The sequence below is a fragment of the Caballeronia sp. LZ029 genome (genome assembly GCF_031451275.1).
In the GTDB taxonomy this organism is placed as follows: Bacteria; Pseudomonadota; Gammaproteobacteria; order Burkholderiales; family Burkholderiaceae; genus Caballeronia; species Caballeronia jiangsuensis.
In genome coordinates this window covers 1,243,432-1,262,869 of record NZ_JARUXO010000004.1, presented here as the reverse complement: position 1 = coordinate 1,262,869, position 19,438 = coordinate 1,243,432, and the positions used below count along the sequence as shown (strand labels likewise).

18 protein-coding genes and 1 rRNA gene are annotated in these 19,438 nt (G+C 65.1%); 14 read left to right on the top strand and 5 right to left on the bottom strand.

Features of this window, described 5'->3' with window-relative positions:
• The first annotated feature begins 62 nt into the window (after window positions 1-62).
• The 5 genes from rrf to QCE73_RS31800 all read left to right on the top strand — a co-directional run bounded on the left by rrf (window position 63) and on the right by QCE73_RS31800 (window position 4,707).
• Window positions 63-176, top strand: a 5S ribosomal RNA gene (rrf, locus tag QCE73_RS31820).
• A 174-nt stretch (window positions 177-350) separates the two neighbouring features.
• Entirely contained in the window at window positions 351-995 is a 645-nt protein-coding gene (locus QCE73_RS31815; protein ID WP_309885023.1) for a hypothetical protein, read from the top strand.
• Between the two features lie 30 nt (window positions 996-1,025).
• Window positions 1,026-2,066, top strand: a complete 1,041-nt coding sequence (locus tag QCE73_RS31810; protein WP_309885022.1) for a LacI family DNA-binding transcriptional regulator — start codon at window positions 1,026-1,028, stop codon at window positions 2,064-2,066.
• Between the two features lie 78 nt (window positions 2,067-2,144).
• Window positions 2,145-3,929, top strand: a complete 1,785-nt coding sequence (locus tag QCE73_RS31805; protein ID WP_309885021.1) for an IlvD/Edd family dehydratase — start codon at window positions 2,145-2,147, stop codon at window positions 3,927-3,929.
• A gap of 10 nt (window positions 3,930-3,939) precedes the next feature.
• Window positions 3,940-4,707 carry an SDR family NAD(P)-dependent oxidoreductase gene (locus QCE73_RS31800; protein ID WP_035509339.1) on the top strand — a complete coding sequence of 256 codons (768 nt, stop codon included), beginning with the start codon at window positions 3,940-3,942 and terminating at the stop codon, window positions 4,705-4,707.
• 27 nt (window positions 4,708-4,734) lie between these two features.
• Here the strand turns inward: QCE73_RS31800 and QCE73_RS31795 are convergent, their stop codons facing one another.
• Complete coding sequence (locus tag QCE73_RS31795) at window positions 4,735-5,067, bottom strand: hypothetical protein (protein ID WP_035509336.1); 333 nt, start codon at window positions 5,065-5,067, stop codon at window positions 4,735-4,737.
• A gap of 299 nt (window positions 5,068-5,366) precedes the next feature.
• On the opposite strand from QCE73_RS31795, the gene QCE73_RS31790 reads away from it, so the two are divergent.
• The 8 genes from QCE73_RS31790 to QCE73_RS31755 all read left to right on the top strand — a co-directional run bounded on the left by QCE73_RS31790 (window position 5,367) and on the right by QCE73_RS31755 (window position 15,213).
• A complete protein-coding gene (locus QCE73_RS31790) occupies window positions 5,367-6,491 on the top strand; it encodes an MBL fold metallo-hydrolase (protein ID WP_309885020.1) in 1,125 nt (374 codons plus the stop codon).
• 126 nt (window positions 6,492-6,617) lie between these two features.
• Window positions 6,618-8,243 (top strand): methyl-accepting chemotaxis protein, encoded by a 1,626-nt coding sequence (locus QCE73_RS31785; RefSeq protein ID WP_035509330.1) that lies wholly within the window; start codon window positions 6,618-6,620, stop codon window positions 8,241-8,243.
• Window positions 8,244-8,265: 22 nt separating this feature from the next.
• A complete protein-coding gene (locus tag QCE73_RS31780) occupies window positions 8,266-8,736 on the top strand; it encodes a chemotaxis protein CheW (RefSeq protein WP_309885019.1) in 471 nt (156 codons plus the stop codon).
• A complete protein-coding gene (locus tag QCE73_RS31775) occupies window positions 8,733-10,061 on the top strand; it encodes a CheR family methyltransferase (RefSeq protein WP_309885018.1) in 1,329 nt (442 codons plus the stop codon). Before QCE73_RS31780 ends, QCE73_RS31775 begins: the two co-directional genes overlap by 4 nt.
• Window positions 10,058-10,792, top strand: coding sequence for a chemotaxis protein CheW (locus QCE73_RS31770; protein ID WP_035509328.1), 735 nt, complete (start codon window positions 10,058-10,060; stop codon window positions 10,790-10,792). The genes QCE73_RS31775 and QCE73_RS31770 overlap by 4 nt, the downstream gene beginning before the upstream one ends.
• Complete coding sequence (locus QCE73_RS31765; RefSeq protein ID WP_309885017.1) at window positions 10,789-13,053, top strand: hybrid sensor histidine kinase/response regulator; 2,265 nt, start codon at window positions 10,789-10,791, stop codon at window positions 13,051-13,053. Before QCE73_RS31770 ends, QCE73_RS31765 begins: the two co-directional genes overlap by 4 nt.
• Entirely contained in the window at window positions 13,050-14,048 is a 999-nt protein-coding gene (locus QCE73_RS31760; protein ID WP_309885016.1) for a chemotaxis response regulator protein-glutamate methylesterase, read from the top strand. Before QCE73_RS31765 ends, QCE73_RS31760 begins: the two co-directional genes overlap by 4 nt.
• 46 nt (window positions 14,049-14,094) lie before the next feature.
• Window positions 14,095-15,213 (top strand): diguanylate cyclase, encoded by a 1,119-nt coding sequence (locus QCE73_RS31755; protein WP_309885015.1) that lies wholly within the window; start codon window positions 14,095-14,097, stop codon window positions 15,211-15,213.
• Window positions 15,214-15,302: 89 nt separating this feature from the next.
• Here the strand turns inward: QCE73_RS31755 and QCE73_RS31750 are convergent, their stop codons facing one another.
• Complete coding sequence (locus QCE73_RS31750) at window positions 15,303-15,464, bottom strand: DUF1328 family protein (RefSeq protein ID WP_035509367.1); 162 nt, start codon at window positions 15,462-15,464, stop codon at window positions 15,303-15,305.
• A gap of 137 nt (window positions 15,465-15,601) precedes the next feature.
• On the opposite strand from QCE73_RS31750, the gene QCE73_RS31745 reads away from it, so the two are divergent.
• The gene (locus tag QCE73_RS31745) at window positions 15,602-16,102 is read left to right on the top strand and encodes a hypothetical protein (protein ID WP_035509316.1); all 501 of its coding nucleotides are present in this window, start codon (window positions 15,602-15,604) and stop codon (window positions 16,100-16,102) included.
• A 25-nt stretch (window positions 16,103-16,127) separates the two neighbouring features.
• On the opposite strand, the gene QCE73_RS31740 is transcribed toward QCE73_RS31745, so the two are convergent.
• The 3 genes from QCE73_RS31740 to clcA all read right to left on the bottom strand — a co-directional run bounded on the left by QCE73_RS31740 (window position 16,128) and on the right by clcA (window position 19,348).
• Window positions 16,128-16,742: a LysE family translocator gene (locus QCE73_RS31740; protein WP_035509314.1), complete on the bottom strand. Its 615-nt coding sequence runs from the start codon at window positions 16,740-16,742 to the stop codon at window positions 16,128-16,130.
• 136 nt (window positions 16,743-16,878) lie between these two features.
• A complete protein-coding gene (locus QCE73_RS31735) occupies window positions 16,879-17,907 on the bottom strand; it encodes an aldo/keto reductase (protein ID WP_309885013.1) in 1,029 nt (342 codons plus the stop codon).
• Window positions 17,908-18,022: 115 nt separating this feature from the next.
• Window positions 18,023-19,348 carry a H(+)/Cl(-) exchange transporter ClcA gene (clcA, locus tag QCE73_RS31730; protein ID WP_309885012.1) on the bottom strand — a complete coding sequence of 442 codons (1,326 nt, stop codon included), beginning with the start codon at window positions 19,346-19,348 and terminating at the stop codon, window positions 18,023-18,025.
• Between the last annotated feature and the right edge of the window lie 90 nt (window positions 19,349-19,438).

The window sequence follows — 19,438 nt, the reverse complement described above, 5'->3', positions numbered from 1 at the left end:
AATTCAATACTACTTCTTCCCAGATTGGTTGCAGGCCCACAGGCCCGCAACAACAAGTCATGCCTGATGACCATAGCGAGTCGGTACCACCCCTTCCCATCCCGAACAGGACCGTGAAACGACTCCACGCCGATGATAGTGCGGATCACCCGTGTGAAAGTAGGTAATCGTCAGGCTCCTCATGCTAAAAACAAAAACCCCACCCCACAAAGGTGGGGTTTTTGCGTTGGTAGGCCGAATTCCGCAAAGAGCGTTCGTTCCGACACCCACCCGCCTCCGATAAAGGGTTTCAGTCGGTAGAATGGCGTCGAAAGGTTGTAACCATCATGCCGACCCTTTCCGGAGCGCATATGAGAACGAGCCTGTTGATTGCCGCCGTCAGCGCCGCGTTGCTTGTCGCGGCGTGCGGCAAGAAGAACGACGCGAGCGAGTCCAGCCTGGGCGACGCGATTTCCGCCGACATGAAAACGAGCCGCGGCCTGCTATGCCTGAACCGAAGCGGCCGCGGCCCATACGCGTTCCCATCGGCGTATAGCAATCGCGATCTCAACGAGTATTCCGCTGCCGCGCTGCGCGAGCAGCTCGCCGCGCTCGAGAAGAGCGGGCTGATTGCCCGTGCCGCGCCGACACCGGCCAACACCAACGCGAAGCAGAACGGCATTGCGTACAGCCTGACCGGCGAAGGCCAGAAGTACGCGGTCGAAACCAACCGGCCCGCTGGCGATCCCAACGCGACGAGCGATCCACGCGCCTGGATGCTCTGCTACGCGCACGTCAAGCTGGACAAGGTCGTCGGCTGGACCGAGCCCGATCCGACCGCTCACCGCTCCGACGTCACCTACACCTACAAGCTCGAAAACGTCGCTCCGTGGATGGACGATCGCGACATCAAGCGCGCCTTTCCCGACGTGACCGCCGCCGACCGCGAAGCCGGCGAAACGAAGCTGCACATCATCCTGGAGCAGCGCGAGGACGGCTGGGTGCGGGTGGACTGACCCCCGCAGGCTCCGCTTCCGAGATCACGCATGCCGCCATCTTCCTTCGATCCTTCCGCCGGCCCGCCGCGCATGTCCGATGTCGCGCGTCTCGCCGGCGTTTCGAAGATGACCGTATCCCGCGTGCTGGCCGGCCACAGCGTCGCGGTGGCGACGCGTGAGCGCGTGCAGAAAGCCATCGACGAACTCGGCTACGTCGCCGATGCCGCGGCGGGCGCCTTGTCGTCCGGACGCTCGGAGTTCGTCGCCGTGCTGGTTCCGTCGCTCGCAAGCTCCAACTTTTCGGACACGGTGCGCGGTCTTTCCGCTTCGCTCGAACCGCATGGCCTGCAATTGCTGATCGGCGACACCGACTACCATCTGGATCGCGAGGAACGGCTCGTGCGTTCGATGCTGCGTCATCAGCCGCGCTGCATCGCGCTGACGGGTTCGCGTCATACGGAAGCGACGCGCACGCTGTTGCGCCGCTCCGGCGTGCCCGTCGTGGAGATGTGGGATTCGCCTTCCGATCCGATCGATGCCGCCGTCGGTTTCTCGAACGTCAGCGCGGCACGAGAGATGGTGCGGTATCTGGCGGACAAAGGTTACGAACGCATCGGCTTTCTCGGCGGGGCGAGCGAACTCGACCGTCGCGGCCTGGATCGTCTGAAGGGCTTTCGCGCGCAGATGAAAGCGCTCGGTTTCGACGACGAACGCATCGTTCGTCTCGGCGATTCTCCCATCACGATGAGCCACGGCGGCCCCGCGATGGCCGCGTTGCTCGACGCCTGGCCCGACACGCAGGCCGTGATGTGCGTGAGCGACATGTCCGCGTTCGGCGCGATAATGGAATGTCACCGGCGCGGCCTCGTCGTGCCCGACGATATCGCCGTTGCCGGCTTCGGTAATTTCGAAGTGGCCGCGTGCTGCTCGCCATCGATCACGACGGTCTCCGTCGACGCATACGGCATCGGCCTGCGCACCGGCGCGACCTTGCTCGCGGCGCTGGAGGCGCGTGAGCAAGGCATCGCGGGACCATCGGGCAAGCGCGTGCGCGTCGCCTATTCCGTGGTGCCGCGCGAAAGCGCCTGAGCCGAAGCAGTGCGGCGATGCGTGCTAACATCGATCGAAATGTTACCGGTAACGTCACGATAAACAGGGAGACACCTCATGCCCCAACAGAGTCCCAAACGCCTGCGCAGCCAGGAATGGTTCGACGATCCCTCGCACGCCGACATGACCGCGCTGTACGTCGAGCGATTCATGAACTACGGCCTGACGCGCGAGGAATTGCAGTCGGGTCGCCCGATCATCGGCATTGCGCAGACGGGCAGCGATCTCGCGCCGTGCAATCGCCATCACATCGAACTCGCCGCGCGAACGAAGGCGGGCATTCGCGATGCCGGCGGCATTCCGATGGAGTTCCCCGTGCATCCGCTCGCGGAGCAGAGCCGCCGTCCGACGGCCGCACTCGATCGCAACCTCGCCTATCTCGGTCTGGTCGAAATCCTGCACGGTTTTCCGCTCGACGGCGTCGTGCTCACGACCGGTTGCGACAAGACCACGCCCGCGTGCCTGATGGCCGCGGCCACCGTCGATATGCCCGCCATCGTGCTCTCGGGCGGTCCGATGCTCGACGGCTGGCACGAAGGCAAGCGCGTCGGCTCGGGCACCGTGATCTGGCATGCGCGCAATCTGCTCGCGGCGGGCGAGATCGATTACGAAGGCTTCATGCGCCTGACGACCGCGTCGTCGCCGTCCATCGGCCATTGCAATACGATGGGCACCGCGCTCTCGATGAACAGCCTCGCCGAAGCGCTCGGCATGTCCCTGCCGACGTGCGCGAGCATTCCCGCCGCGTATCGCGAGCGCGGGCAGATGGCGTACGCGACGGGCAAGCGCATCGTCGATATGGTGCGCGAGGATCTGAAGCCGTCGAAGATCATGACGCACGATGCGTTCATCAACGCGATCGTGGTCGCTTCGGCGCTCGGTGCATCGACGAATTGCCCGCCGCATCTGATCGCGATCGCGCGGCATATGGGCATCGAGCTGAGTCTCGATGACTGGCAACGCCACGGCGAACAGGTGCCGCTCATCGTGAACTGCATGCCCGCGGGCGAATATCTCGGCGAGAGCTTTCATCGCTCGGGCGGGGTGCCGGCGGTCATGCGGCAACTCGACAAGGCGGGACTCGTCAGGCGCGATTGCCTGACCGTCTCGGGCCGCACGATCGGCGAGATCGCGGACGATGCGCCCGCCGCCGACAACGAAGTCATCCGCACCACGGACGATCCGCTGAAGCACGGCGCGGGCTTCATGGTCCTGTCGGGCAATTTCTTCGACAGCGCGATCATGAAGATGTCGGTCGTCGGCGATGCGTTCAGAAAGACGTATTTGAGCGAGCCCGGTGCGGAGAACGCGTTCGAAGCGCGCGCGATCGTTTTCGACGGCCCCGAGGATTACCACGCGCGCATCAACGATCCGTCGCTCGACATCGACGAGCATTGCATCCTCGTGATTCGCGGCTGCGGCACGGTGGGTTATCCGGGCAGCGCGGAAGTCGTGAACATGGCGCCGCCCGCCGAGCTGATCAAACGCGGGATCGATTCGCTGCCGTGCATGGGAGACGGACGCCAGAGCGGCACGTCGGCGAGCCCGTCGATTCTCAACATGTCGCCCGAAGCCGCGGTGGGCGGCGGTCTCGCGCTCCTGCGCACAAACGACAAGATTCGCGTCGATCTGAACGCGCGCAGCGTGAACGTGCTGCTCGACGAAGCCGAACTCGAAAGCCGCCGCGCGCAATCCGCATTCGCCGCGCCGGTCGCACAGACGCCGTGGCAGGAGTTGTATCGACAGACGGTGGGCCAGTTGTCGACGGGCGGTTGTCTCGAGCCCGCGACCTTGTATCTGAAGGTGATCGAAACGCGCGGCAATCCGCGTCATTCACATTGAGCGAGCCGCCATGTCCTACGCCATTTACCCGAGTCTTGCTGACAAACGTGTCGTCGTGACGGGCGGCGGCAGCGGCATCGGCGCTGCGATCGTCGAGGCGTTCGCGAAGCAGGGCGCGCGCGTGTTCTTCATCGATGTCGCCGAGGCCGATTCGCGCCAGCTCGAACAGGCGCTCGCAAGCGAAAAGCATGCGCCGAAGTTTCTGCGCTGCGATCTGCGCGATGCGGCCGCCATCGAAAAAACTTTCGACGATATCGCCAGCGAAGCCGGTTCCATCGACGTGCTGGTGAACAACGCCGCGAACGACGACCGTCATCAGTGGGACAACGTGAGCGCCGCATACTGGGACGAGCGCATGGCCGTCAATCTGCGGCATCAGTTCTTCTGCGCGCAGGCTGCGGCCAAGCGCATGCGCACGCAGAAGCACGGCGCGATCGTGAACATGGGCTCGATTTCGTGGCATCTCGCGTTGCCCGATCTCACGCTCTACATGACCGCGAAGGCCGCGATCGAAGGACTCACGCGCGGGCTCGCGCGCGACCTGGGCGAGCACGGCATCCGCGTGAATACGGTGATTCCGGGCGCGGTGCGCACGCCGCGTCAGATGAAGATGTGGCAGTCGCCCGAAAGCGAGGCGAAGCTTCTCGCGCAACAATGTCTGCACGAGCGGATCGATCCCGAGCACATCGCGCGGATGGTGCTGTTTCTCGCCTCCGACGATGCGGCACGCTGCACCGCACGCGATTATTACGTCGATGCGGGGTGGTTCGGGACGTAACGCGTAACGTAACGAAGGCCGATCGGTTCAGAGGCGCGCATCGCGCCGACGCACCGCTTTCGGCTTCGCCTTGACCGTCGGCATCGTGCCGTTTTCGATGTAATGCTGCACGGCGTCGGCGGCTTCGTCATAGCCGCGTTCATCGAGCCAATGCCAGACGGCCGCGAGAAAGAGACCGAGCCCCTCATGCCCGCAATGGGCGATCACCTCGGCGATGCCTTCCGCGAGCGCCTCGTTGCGGCCTTCAGGCTGCAACGCGCTCGCCACATGCGATGCCGCGCGCGATACCAGCATCGCGTGCATCGTATGCAATTGCGGGTTGAACGTGCGTACGGCGCTTTTTCTTTGACTGCTGCCCATGAAACCCCCGTCTCTGGCACTGGCGTGCTACGCGCCCGGATGCGATAACCGCATCGAAAAAAAGAGCGCGCGCCGCGATTGATTGTTCGAAGGCGCCTTTTCCCGGCGCCGGGGTGGGCTAATGCAAGAAGCGGGCCGACATACGCCGCCGCACGGCACATTTTCCAGTTGCGCCTTATGCGGCGGTGCAGCGCGCATCGTGCGGCGAGCGGAGAGAAAAGCGTGCAAAGACGATTCACCATGCATTTCGTACAATCGAAAACCGTGTGCGGCACGCAAACCATCAAAACATGCGCCTAATGTCCTACTTTTGGTCCGCTGTGTTCGCGCTGCTCGCCGGTTGCTCGTCAGCGACCACGGCGCGCAGCGAGGAACCCGCGTCCGCACCGGAGTCGCAAGCGCCGCAGCCGCTGCATCACGCGAAGCGCACCTCGTCCGGCTATGAAAACAACTACGGTCATCTGCCGCGAGAATCGTTTCTGAAGTGGCGTTGGGAGCGCTTTACGCAAGGCTTGCCGAAGCCGCCCGCGAACGGCTATCGCTTTCCGATGGCGCATCCCGACATCGCGTGGCTCAAGGCCAACCGCACCGCCGATACCCTCACGTGGATCGGTCACGCGACCGCGCTGGTGCAGATCGACGGCGTGAACATCCTCACGGACCCGGTGTTCTCGGAACGCGCGTCGCCGTTCTCGTTCGCGGGCCCGAAGCGCAAGACGCCGCCCGGCCTCACGCTCGATGAGCTGCCGCACATCGACATCGTGCTGATCTCGCACAATCACTACGATCATCTCGACAAGCCGAGCATCGAGGCGCTCAACCGGCAGGCGGGCGGCCCGCCGCGCTTTCTCGTGCCGCTCGGCATCAGGCAGTGGATGAACGACATCGGCGTGACGAACGTAGAAGAACTCGACTGGAGCGACGAAACGCACGCCGCCGGACTCGATCTCTGGTTCGTGCCGAGCCAGCACTGGTCGGCGCGCACGCCGTTCGATCGCGCGGAAACGCTGTGGGGCGGCTGGGTCGTGAAGACGCCGGCGGGCGCGGCGCATCCGTATTCGTTCTACTTCGCCGGCGACACGGGCTATTCGCCGGACTTCCGCGATATCGGCGCGCGTTTCGGCGGTTTCGATCTCGCGCTGATTCCGATCGGCGCTTACGATCCGCGCTGGTTCATGCACGCGCAGCACGTCGATCCCGAGGAAGCGGTGCGCATCTTTCAGGACGTCCACGCGAAGAAGGCGATCGGCATTCACTGGGGTTCGTTCGAACTGACCGACGAACCGCTCGACGAGCCGCCACGCCGTCTTGCCGACGCGGTGCGCCGCGCCGGTCTGCCCGAAGACGCGTTCACCGTGCTGAAACACGGCGAAATAATTCATCTCGACACGCCGAATTCAAGCGCCGCCACAATCGGTCGTTAACACGGCCTGACAGCGCGCCTTTACGCGCGTAAATTCATCCTACAATTGAGACGCCTCGTTATCGAGGCGGGCTCGCGGTTGCGCGCGGCGCGGCAATCGTCTTTATCCTTTGATGAGGCTCATCGCGTGAAGCAACTGTCCATTCGGCATCGCATTCTGGCGAGCTTCGGCATCATCCTCTTCCTGATGCTCGTCATGGCGGCATTGTCGTACACGCTGCTCGGCGGTATCGATCGCGAAGCGAAGAGCCTCGAAGACGACTCGATGCTCGGCTTCTCGCTTTCCAACGACCTGCGCGCGGCGTGGTTCGAGAACTACACGATCACGCAACGGCTCGTCTTCATCGACAAAGACGCCGAGCAGGCGCGCCGCGACACGCAGCGTCTCACCGAAACGCGCGCGACGATCGACAAGCTGATGGACACCTACGTGCCCACCATCTTCGAGGACGAAGACCGCCGCCTCTTCAACGATTTCAAGCGCCAGCGCGACCTCTACCTGCCGGTTCAGGATCAGACGCTGCGCGAGCTCGCAAGCTCGAAGGACACGGCCGCCGCGACCTTCAACACGCGCCTCACGCCGGTATGGGAAGCGGGGCAGACCGCGACGCGCGCGCTCGTGGACCATAACGAGACCTTCAACGCGAAGTCGGTGGAAAGCATTCGCGGCTCGGTGCAGAAGTCGGAAGTGACGCTCATCGTCATCATGCTGATTGCGATCGCGGCGGCGTCGGTGCTCGGCTTCATGCTGATGAAGGCGCTGACGGTGCCGATGCTGCGCATGGTCGATGTGGTCGACAAGATGCGCACCGGCGACCTGACGCAGCGGCTCGCGCTCGCGCGCCGCGACGAATTCGGCACGCTCGAAGCGGGCTTCAATCGCATGACGGACGAACTCACGGGGCTCGTCGGACAGGCGCAGAAGTCGGCGGTGCAGGTGACGACATCGGTGTCCGAAATCGCCGCGACCGCACGCGAGCAGCAGGCCACCGCGAGCGAAACCGCCGCGACGACGACGGAGATCGGCGCGACCTCGCGCGAGATTTTCGCCACGGCGCGCGATCTCGTGCGCACGATGAACGAAGTATCGGGCGTGGCGGAGCAATCGGCGGCGCTCGCGGGCACGGGTCAGGCGGGACTCACGCGCATGGAGGAAACCATGCGCCTCGTGATGGAAGCGGCGGGTTCGGTGAACGGCAAGCTCGCGATCCTCAACGAGAAGGCGGGCAACATCAACCAGGTCGTCGCGACCATCACGAAGGTGGCGGATCAAACCAATCTGCTCTCGCTGAACGCGGCGATCGAAGCGGAGAAGGCGGGCGAGTACGGGCGCGGCTTCGCGGTCGTCGCAACCGAAATTCGCCGTCTCGCGGATCAGACGGCCGTCGCCACGTTCGATATCGAGCAGATGGTGAAAGAGATCCAGTCCGCCGTCGCCGCGGGCGTGATGGGGATGGACAAGTTCTCCGAGGAAGTGCGCCGAGGCATGCTCGACGTGCAGCAAGTGGGCGGCCAGCTTTCGCAGATCATCCATCAGGTGCAGACGATGGCGCCGCGTTTCTCGATGATCAACGAAGGCATGCAGACGCAGGCGACCGGCGCGGACCAGATTTCGCAGGCGCTGTCGCAACTGTCCGAAGCCGCGCAGCAGACGGCCGAATCGCTGCGCCAGTCGACGCAGGCGATCGACGACCTCACGCATGTCGCGAACGGCCTGCGCACGGGCGTGTCGCGCTTCAAGGTGGCCGCTTGACGTTCCATTGAGGCGCGCCGCGATGCTCTTCGTCCAGTTCACGCTCGACTCCGACCGCTATTTGCTCGACAGCGCGCAGATCGAGCGCATGCTGCCCCTCGCGCCGCTGAAGGCGTTGCCGGGCGCGCCCGAATGGATCGCGGGCGTGCTCGATTACGAAGGCGCGAGCGTGCCCGTCATCGATATCGCGGCGCTCGCGCTTTCGCGTGCGTCGCAGGAAAGGCTGTCGACGCGGCTCGCGCTCGTCGCGTATCCGCGTCGCGGCGCGGATGGCGTGACGACGCACCATCGGCTCGGACTGCTGCTCGAACAGGCGACGCGCACCGTCACGTTCGACGCCGCTTCGTTCGGCGATGCGGGCATCGACACGCCGCACGCGCGCTATCTCGGCCCGCTCACGCGCGACGATGCCGGACTGCTGCAATGGGTGCGCATCGAGCATCTGTTGCCCGACGACGTGCAGGCGCTGCTCTTCGCGGAGACCGGCGCATGAGCGCATTGCCGACACCTTTTCCCGATGCCGGTCACGGCGAGCCCTTCGGCATCGGCCGCTTCATCGAGCTGCTGCATCGCACGATCGGGCTCGACGCCGAATCGATCGGCGCGAACTCCGTGTCGCGCGCGGTGCGTGAGCGTTACAACCTGTGGCGCGACGAGCAGAGCGGCACGCTGGACGACTACTATCGCGCGGTCACGCAGGATGCCGCGCGCATGCAGGAGTTGATCGAAGCGGTCGTCGTGCCGGAAACATGGTTCTTTCGCGATCCCGAAGCCTTCGCCGCGCTCGCGCGTCTTGCGCGCGTGCGCCTGCACGAGCGGCCCGCGAAGCCGGTGCGCGTGCTGAGCGCGCCGTGCTCGACCGGCGAGGAAGCCTATACCGTGGCGATGGCGCTGATCGAAGCGGGCATTCCCGCCGAGCGCTTCACGATCGATGCGATCGACGTGAGCGAACGCGCGCTCGCCGTCGCGCGCCGCGCGCATTACGGACGCAACGCGTTTCGCGGGCGCGCGCTCGAATTTCGCGAGCGTCATTTCCGCGCAGCCGATGGCGGCTGGCAGCTCGATCCCGCCATTACGCAAAGCGTGCGCTTCTCGCAAGCCAATCTGCTGCAACTCGATGCACTCGCGTTCGAGCGCTTCGATTTCATTCTGTGCCGCAACGTGCTGATCTATTTCGACCGCGACACACAATGCGCGGTCTTTCGCGTGCTCGATGGACTGCTCGCGCAAGGCGGCACGTTGTTCGTGGGTCCGGCGGAGACGGGTCTGCTGATGCGCGAGGGCATGAGTTCCGCGAACATTCCGCTCGCGTTCGCGTTCAATCGCGCCGAGCGTCAGAGTATGAGCGTCTTCGATGGCACATGGCCGATTGTGCCCGCCGTGAAGACGCCGCCGCCGATGAAGACCGCGTTCGTGCTGCCCGCATGGGCCAGCGCGCCGCCTATGGTGCGTGCAACGCCGCCGCCGGTTATCAGGCCGCGTGAAGAAACGCGCGTTCAGCCCGAGCCCGCGAACAGCCTCAGACATGCGCGCGAACTCGCCGATGCCGGACAGCTCGACGCCGCCGCGAGCGCTGCGCATGCGTATCTGAGCGTGCATCCGTCGAACGCGGATGCGTACTATCTGCTCGGCGTGATCGCCGATGCGCGTGGCGAGCATCAGGCGTCGCGCGGTCACTATCGGCGCGCGTTGTATCTCGAACCTTCGCATCGCGAGGCGCTCACGCATCTGGCCGCATGTCTTTCGCTCGACGGCGATGAAAGCGGCGCACGTCGATTGCTCGCGCGCGCCGAGCGCGTCACCGGGAGCGCACGATGAACGCCCGCGACATCAACATCACGATCGATATCGACGATTGCTGGAACCGCATCGGCGTGCGCGGCGATGCATCGTGTCCGAAGCTCGAACGCCACGTGCATTGCCGCAATTGCCCGGTTCACGACGAAGCGGCATCGCGCGTGCTCGATCGCGTGGAAGCACGCACGTCGATCGAACAGACGAGCGCGGCCTCGTCGAACGAGACGCGCAGCGTCGGCCAGAAGGACACGCTTTCGTGCCTCGTGTTTCGTATCGGCGGCGAATGGCTCGGCTTGCCGACGACCGTGTGCGCGCAAGTCGCGCAATTGCGTCCGGTGCATTCGCTGCCGCATCGGCGCAATCGCGCGGTGCTGGGCCTCGTCAACGTGCGTGGCCGGTTGATCGTGTGCGCATCGCTTGCACGGCTCTTCGATATCGAAGAGCGCGTCGTGAAAGATGCGTCGCACAACCAGGCGCTCGATGCGCGCGAGCTCGGCCGTCTGCTCGTGATTCAGCGCGCGCAAGGCCGCGATCATCGCGCGAACGGCGATCATGAAGGTCCGATCGCGTTTCCCGTCGATGCCGTCGACGGCGTGCACCGTTTCACGAGCGCAGAGCTTCAGCCCGTGCCCGCGACGCTTGCGCAGCGCCTGTCGTCGCATGCGCACGCGGTGGCTGTTTTCAAGGACTCGACCGTCGGCCTGCTCGACGCCGATCGTCTCATCGACAGCATGAACCGGAGCCTCACATGACGAGCATCGATCCGGGCCGGTCGTCGTTGCTCGAACTCTTTCAGGAAGAAGCGCGCGGTCAGGCGCAGATTCTTTCCGATGGCCTCATCGCGCTCGAACGCGCACCGCGCGATCCCGTCACGCTCGAAGCGTGCATGCGCGCCGCGCATTCGCTGAAGGGCGCGGCGCGCGTGGTCGGCGTGCCGGTCGGCGTGACGCTCGCGCATGTGATGGAAGATTGCTTCGTCGCCGCGCAGGACGGGCGCGTCGTGCTCGATGCAGGCCATATCGACATGTTGCTGCGCGGCGTCGATCTGATCGTGCAGATCGGCGAGGCGCGCGACATCGATGCGCAAACGGCGCTCGAACGCGACGTGGATGCGTTCGTCGATGCGCTCAATGCACGTCTCGAAGGCGCTGAAGCGGCCGAAGCGCCGCTTTCGAATTACGTCGTTCCGGATCTCTCGGAAGAACTCACGCTCGACGAAACGCCCGAACCGGTTCTCGCGCCTTCGCGCACGAACGAAGCCCGCATGTTGCGCATGCGCGCCGACACGCTCGATCGCCTGTTGAGCCATTCGGGTGAATCGCTCGTCGAATCGCGCTGGCTGAAGCCGTTTTCGCAATCGATGCTGCGCGTGAAGCGCATCCAGCACGATGCGAGCCGCGCGCTCGAACGTCTGCACGAAACGCTCACCGAAACGAACGCGACGCAACTCGATGCACGCGCGCACGCCGCGCTCGACGAAGTACGGCGCCTCACGGCCGAAGCGCATCGTCAGTTGAGCGAGCGTCTCGCTGAACTGGAAAACTTCGATCGCCGTTCGACGCATCTCGCACAGCAGATCTACGACGAAGCGCTCGCGTGCCGGATGCGTCCTTTCGTCGATGCGACCGGCGGCTTCGCGCGCATGGTCCGCGACGTCGCGCGCGGGCTCGGCAAGGACGTGCGCCTCGTCATCGCGGGCGAAACGACGCAGGTGGATCGCGACATTCTCGATCTGCTCGACGCGCCGCTCGGCCATCTGTTGCGCAACGCGGTCGATCACGGGATCGAGGAAGCCTCGTTGCGACGCGCGCTCGGCAAGCCCGAAACCGGCACGATCACGCTCGAAGCGCGCCATAGCGCGGGTTCGCTTTTCATCAGCGTGTCGGATGACGGCGCGGGCGTCGATCTCGATGCGCTGCGCCGCGCCGTCGTGCGCAAGAACCTGGCGAACGAGGATACCGCGCATCGTCTCACCGAAGCCGAACTGCTCGAATTCCTCTTCCTGCCCGGCTTCTCGATGCGCGATGCCGTCACCGATGTATCCGGGCGCGGCGTCGGTCTCGATGCGGTGCAGGACGTCGTGCGGCAAGTGCGCGGCAGCGTGCGTGTGACGCAGGAAGCAGCCGCGGGCACGCGCTTCACGTTGCAATTGCCGCTCACGCTCTCGGTGATCCGCAGCCTGATCGTCGAGGTCGCGGGCGAGCCTTACGGCCTGCCGCTCGCGCATGTCGCCCGCACGCTGGTGCTGCCCGCGAGCGCCATCGACACGCTCGAAGGCCAGCAGCACTTCTCGTTCGACGGCAAGCGCGTCGGCCTCGTCACCGCGCATCAGATTCTGCAGACCGCCGCATTCGAAGCGGCGAGCGATGCGCTCAACGTCGTCGTTATCGGGCAGGGCGCGGCGAGCTACGGCATCGTCATCGACCGCTTTCTCGGCGAGCGCATGCTCGTCGTGCAACCGCTCGACAAACGGCTCGGCAAGGTGCGCAACATCGCGGCGGGCGCGCTGATGGAAAACGGCGACCCGCTGCTCATCGCCGATCTCGACGACTGGCTGCGCTCGGTCGAAAAGCTCGTCGGCAGCGGCGAGCTCGGGCGCGTCGGCGCGGGCGCGGCGCGCGCCGCCGTGACGAGCGCGAAGCGCGTGCTCGTCGTCGACGATTCGCTCACCGTGCGCGAGCTCGAACGCAAGCTGCTCGCGTCGCGCGGCTACGACGTGTCCGTCGCGGTCGATGGCATGGACGGCTGGAATGCGGTGCGCGGCGAACGCTTCGATCTCGTCATCACCGATATCGACATGCCGCGTCTCGACGGCATCGAACTCGTCACGCTCATCAAGCGCGATGCGCAACTCTCCGGCCTGCCGGTGATGATCGTGTCGTACAAGGATCGCGCGGAAGACCGTCAGCGCGGCCTCGATGCCGGCGCGGACTATTACCTCGCGAAAGGCAGTTTCCACGATCAGGCGCTCATCGACGCTGTGCGCGATCTCATCGGCGAGGCGAAATCATGAAAATCGGCATCGTCAACGACGTTTCGCTCGCTGTGGAAGCGCTGCGGCGCGCGCTCGCGGCGCGGCCCGACTTCGAGATCGCGTGGGTCGCGCACGACGGTCAGCAGGCGATCGACTATTGCGCGGCGCACACGCCCGATGTCGTGCTGATGGACCTCGTGATGCCGAACGTCGATGGCGTGCAGGCGTCGCGGACCATCATGGCGCGTTCGCCGTGCGCGATTCTCGTCGTCACCGTGGATGTCGGCGCGAACGCGTGGCGCGTGTATGAAGCGATGGGCGCGGGCGCGCTCGATGCCGTCGATACACCCGCGCTCGCCGGCGCCGATGCGCGTCGCGGCGCGGCGGCGTTGATCGCGAAGATCGATCAGATCGGCGCGCGGCTCGCGTCGTACAGTGCGTCGTCCGCGAGCGCGATGAGCCTGCCGAGAAGCAATGCGCGGCTCGTCGCCATCGGCGCATCGGCGGGCGGCCCGGCCGCGCTCGCGACGCTGCTCGCCGCGTTGCCGAAGGACTTCGCGGCGGCGACCGTCATCGTGCAGCATGTGGATCGCGCGTTCGCGGAAGGCATGGCGCAGTGGCTCGATGCGCAATCCGCGCTGCCCGTGCGTGTCGCGCGCGAAGGCGACAAACCCGTGCCGGGCGAAGTGCTGCTCGCCGCGACCAACGATCATCTCCATTTCGCCGATGCCACGCGTCTCGGCTACACCGCGCATCCCGAGCAACTGCCTTACCGGCCTTCCGTCGACGTGTTCTTCCAGAGCGTGACCGAGCGCTGGACCGGACGTGCGATCGGCGTGCTGCTGACGGGCATGGGCCGCGACGGCGCCATCGGCCTGAAGGCGATGCGCGCGAAGGGCTATCACACGATCGCGCAGGACGAGGCGACGAGCGCGGTGTACGGCATGCCGAAGGCCGCGGCCGCGCTCAATGCGGCGGTGTCGATCCTGCCGCTGCCGCGCATCGCCGGCGCAATCGCCACGGCATTCGATTAATAAACGCAACGAACCAACCGATAAGCACTCAATAAAGGACACGTTCATGAAACTTCCTCATCCCGATCCGCTGGCCGAGCGCGCGAGACGGGCCGCGTCGGCGGCGGCGGCGAGCATCGAGCGCGCGGGCTCGCGTGCGATGGCGGACGAGCGCGCCGTGTCCGATCTGCTGGCAGCCGCGTTGAACGCGCCACCCGCGGCCGAGTTGCCGGTGATGGTCCTGCTCGTGGACGATCAGGCGATCATCGCGGAGGCGCTGCGCCGCGCGCTCGCGGACGAGGCGAACGTCGATCTGCATTACTGCGCGAATCCGGAAGAGGCGCTGCGCACGGCGCAGGAGACGCGGCCGACCGTGATTCTGCAAGATCTCGTGATGCCCGGCGTCGATGGCCTGACGCTCGTGCGTCAGTACCGCGAGCATCCCGCGACGCGCGACATTCCGATCATCGTGCTTTCGACGAAGGAAGAGCCGCGCATCAAGAGCGCGGCGTTCGCGGCGGGCGCGAACGATTACCTCGTGAAGCTGCCCGATACGATCGAGCTCGTCGCGCGCGTGCGCTATCACTCGCGTTCGTATCAGAACCTGTTGCAGCGCGACGAGGCGTATCGCGCGTTGCGTCAGTCGCAGCAGAAGCTGCTCGAAACGAATCTGGAATTGCAGCGGCTGACCAATTCGGACGGACTGACGGGTTTGTCGAATCGCCGCCGTCTTGATGACTATCTGAATGCCGAATGGCGGCGTGCGGCACGCGAGCATGCGGCCATCGGTTTCCTGATGATCGATGTCGATAACTTCAAGTCGTACAACGATACCTATGGACACGTCGCCGGCGACGATGTGCTGAAGCTCGTCGCGCATACGATCGAGACGAGCCTCAATAGCCCGACCGATCTCGCCGCGCGTTTCGGCGGCGAAGAGTTCGCGGTGGTGCTGCTGTCGTCGTCGGCGCCGGGATTGCGGCTGCTCGGCGAGAAGATACGCATCGCGGTCGAGGCGCTCGATGTGCCGCATACCGGTTCGGCGAGCGGGCGCGTGACGATCAGCGTCGGCGGCGCGACGCAGATGGCTACGTACGACGACGCGTTGAAGCAACTCGTCGAAGCGGCCGATCTCGCGCTCTATCGGGCGAAGCGGGATGGGAAGAATCGGGTGATCATTACCTGATTTGCCGCGTTTTTTAACGGGCAAAAAAACGCGCGGCCGCGAACTGGGGCCGCGCGTTCTCGTTTGTCGAGCCTGCTACGTGGACAGCTTCATCGCCTGAACACGCCGAGCAGCAAGGTCGCCAGAAAGATCACGATGAAAATGAAGAACAGGATCTTGGCGATTTCCGCCGCGCCCGTGGCGATGCCGCCGAAGCCGAAGAAGGCCGCGATAATCGCGATGATGAAGAAGATGACAGCGTAACGGAGCATGAAGCCCTCCCTTGGAGATCGATTGACCGGTTGATTCGCAGGCGGGCCGAAGCCGCCGCTTTCGCTCATCGGATTTTGCCGCGCATCGTTCAAAGCAACGGGCGTGCCCAGCGCATGCACGATGCAAAAACGCCGCAATGACCGAAGACATTGCGGCGTTGCGGATCGCGTCTCAATCGGCGCGACGGGCCCGGCTGTCGAGGCTAACGACCTTGTGTGCGACCGGAGTCGGAATCATCGTCGAGATCATCTTCGTCGTCGACGCTGTTGAGCGCATCCGGCAGGTTGTTCTCCAGTTCATCGCGTTCGATCTGATCGGCCAGGTCGAGGGATTTGCGCGTGGCGGGACCGGATGGGCGATTGGCTCCAGACATGGCGTACTCCTTGAACAGATTTCAAAGCCGCGCCGACGATTCGGCGCGAACCAACGGACTAGCAAGGCATGTACGCGCCGGGCTGAAAACGCCGCCTTAAAGGATCGCTTAAGGATCGTTCGAGCGGCCAAGTGGACAGACGATGCTGGCGAGAAAGAAACGCAGTCCCAAACTTGCAAGCGGGACGGCAGATTTTGCGTGCCGGCGCGTAAGGTCAGTATGCACCGGACCGGCGTTCGAGGCAAAGAGGGCGCGCGCTTTTGATGCAGCGCGCGTTTCGCCTCACGCATCAATCGAAGAAATGAGCGACGATCGGATACAGCGACAGCACGAGCAACACGGCCATCGTGATGTTGAAGATGCGCAGCCAGCGCGGATTCGCGAGAAAGCGCCGCAGCGACATGCCGAACGCGGCCCACATCGTGATGCACGGCAGCCCGATCACGACCAGCACCAGCGCCATCAGCGCCGCGTTCAGCGAGAGGCTCGCGTGCAAGTGGATGGTCGTCGCGGCCGTGAGCACCATCATCCACGCTTTGGGATTGATCCACTGGAACGCAATCGCTTCATGAAAGCGCATCGGGCGGGCCTGGCCATCGCGCATCTGCACCGACGACGACGTGCCGATCTTCCACGCCAGATACAGCAGATACGCGACGCTCGCCGCTTCCAGCACGGTATAGAGGAACGGCAGACGCTCGAACGCCTGCGCCAGTCCGAGCCCGACCGCGATCATGAGGATCGCCATGCCCGCGCTGATGCCGAGCACGTGCGGCACCGTGCGCTTCAGGCCGAAATTGACGCCCGAGGCGAGCAGCATCGTGTTGTTGGGGCCGGGCGTGATCGTCGTCACCAGCGCGAACAGCGCGGCGGCAGGCAGGGCATTCAGGAGTTCGGTGGGCATGGCGCGCTCCGGTAATTGCAGAATCGATGGCGCCAAGTGTACGGGACGTAACCGGTACAGTACCGATACAGATTCGGAGAAGCCTCCCGGTACGGATGCAACACTTGGCGGGCCGGCCCGCCACGTGTTGCCAGCGTTAAACCGGGAACGGATTGCGTTCCGGGAATCCTTGCTGATGCCAGTACGGATACGCCGGCTTGACCGTGCTCGCCTCATCGAGCTTCTTCACCTGCTCGGCAGTCAGATTCCACCCGACCGCGCCCAGGTTCTGCCGCAGTTGCTCCTCGTTGCGCGCGCCGATGAGCACCGTCGCCACCGTCGGACGTTGCAGCAGCCAGTTGAGCGCGATCTGCGGCACCGTCTTGCCGGTTTCCTCGGCGATGGCGTCGAGCGCATCGATGACGCGATACAGATACTCGTCCGGCACCGGCGGCCCCATGTCGGCGGTCTTGTGCAGACGGCTCGTCTCGGGCAGCGGCTGGCCGCGACGAATCTTGCCGGTGAGACGTCCCCAGCCGAGCGGACTCCACACCACCGCGCCGACGCCCTGATCGATCCCGAGCGGCATCAGCTCCCATTCGTAATCGCGGCCGATGAGCGAGTAGTACGTCTGATTGGCGACATAGCGCGGATAGCCGTAGCGGTCCGCCACATCGAGCGATTTCTGCAGATGCCAGCCCGAGAAATTCGACACGCCCGTATAGCGGATCTTGCCCGCGCGCACGAGATCGTCGAGCGTGGAAAGCGTCTCTTCGACGGGCGTTTTCGCATCGAAGCCGTGTAGCTGGAAGATGTCGATGTAATCCGTCTGCAGGCGCTGCAGCGCCGCGTTCACGGCCTGGATGAGATGAAAGCGCGACGATCCGACGGCGTTCGGGTCTTCCTCGTCGAAGCGGAACGTGGCCTTGGTCGAAATGATGACCTTGTCGCGCCGGCCCTTGAGCGCTTCGCCGAGTATCGATTCCGATGAACCGCGCGAGTAGATGTCGGCGGTGTCGAACATCGTGACGCCCGCATCGAGGCAGATGTCGACGAGCTTGCGCGCCTCGCTCACGTCGGTCTCGCCCCATGCCTGAAAGAATTCGCCCTTGCCGCCGAAAGTGCCGGTGCCGAAGCTCAATACGGGAACCCTGAAGCCCGAAGCACCGAGATGTCGATATTCCATTGCGTGTCCTCGTGGATGAAGCCGGTGGGCGTCGCGCTTCGTGCATGAAGCGCGGCGCAACGAACGTCCATCGACGAGACTACCGCAACGGCTTCGCGCATGCAGGACGCGGGCGCTAGCGCCTTTCGGCCGCCCGGTCGCCGAGCGAATCGTAGATCGGCGGCACGCGCAGGAGCATCGGCACGACCATCGCGGTGAAGCAGGCGGTGAGCATCGGCAGGAGCAGGGTGAAGCTCGCCGTCATCTCGGTGACCAGCACGATGCCTGTCACAGGTGCGCGCACCACCGCGACGAAGAACGCCGCCATGCCGACGACCGCGAACGTGCCCGTGTCACCGGTTGCGGGCGCCATGCCGGGGAACCAGTCGAGACACACGCGGCCGAACATGAGGCCCATCTGCGCACCAAGCGCGAGCATCGGCGCGAAGATGCCGCCGGGCGCGCCCGCCGCGTACGACACCGGGCCGAGCAAGAAGCGCAACGCGAACATCGCGGCGACGCCTGCGAGCGTGCCGCTGCCGAGGAGCGCGCGTTCGGTCAGCGCATCGCCGCCGCCGGCGAGATCCGGCGCGAACCAGGCGAGCAGGCCGACCGCCGCGCCGACCATCGCCGCGCGCATCGTCGCGTGTTTCACCGATCCGGACGGCCCGAAAGAATCGGCGATGTCGAGCGTCCAGACGATGAGGCGGCTATACGCCGCGCCGAGCAGACCCAGCAACGCGCCGAGCAACAGATGCGCGCCGGTCATCTCGAAGCCAGGAAACGGTTGCGCGGGGAGATGGAAGTCGGGGAAGTCGCCATGCAGCAGACGCGCCATTGCGATTGCGCTCGCCGATGCGCCGAGCGCCGCGACCGCCGTGCGCGCATCGAAGCGGCGCGTGAGTTCTTCGAGCACGAACACGGCGCCCGCGATCGGCGCATTGAACGCGGTCGCGAGCCCCGCGCCCGCGCCGGCCGCGAGCAGCACGCGGCAATCGACGACGTTGCGCCTGAAGAACGTGCCGATGGCATGCGCGATCGATGCGCCCATCTGCACCGTCGGCCCTTCGCGGCCGAGCGCGAGCCCCGCGCCGATGGCGAGCACGCCGCCCACGAACTTGATCGGAATGAGCACGAGCGGCGCGGGCGGCAATCTGCCGTGCAGCACCGCTTCGACATGCGGAATGCCGCTGCCGCTCGCCATCGGCGCGAAGCGCGCGACGAGCCACGCGGCGAGCGCGGCGGCCGTCGTCGCCGCAAGCACGACGAGCACGATGGCCCAGTCGTGTCCCGCGTGCGCCCACGCGACGAACGCGTTGCGCCACGCATCGGCGCTTTCGAGCGCGAAGCGAAAGAGCACGCCGATCGCGCCCGTCACCGCGCCCACGACGACCGATGCCGCCGCGAGTGCGACGAGTCCCGCGTGCTCGTCGTCCTGATTGTTGACTTCGTTGTCGTTCATCGGGCAGCTCGCTCCGGAATCGGCAAATGCAACGAAGCGTATCACCGCGCGGCGCGGCGGGCATGCGGCTTGCAAAACGAAAGTTATTTC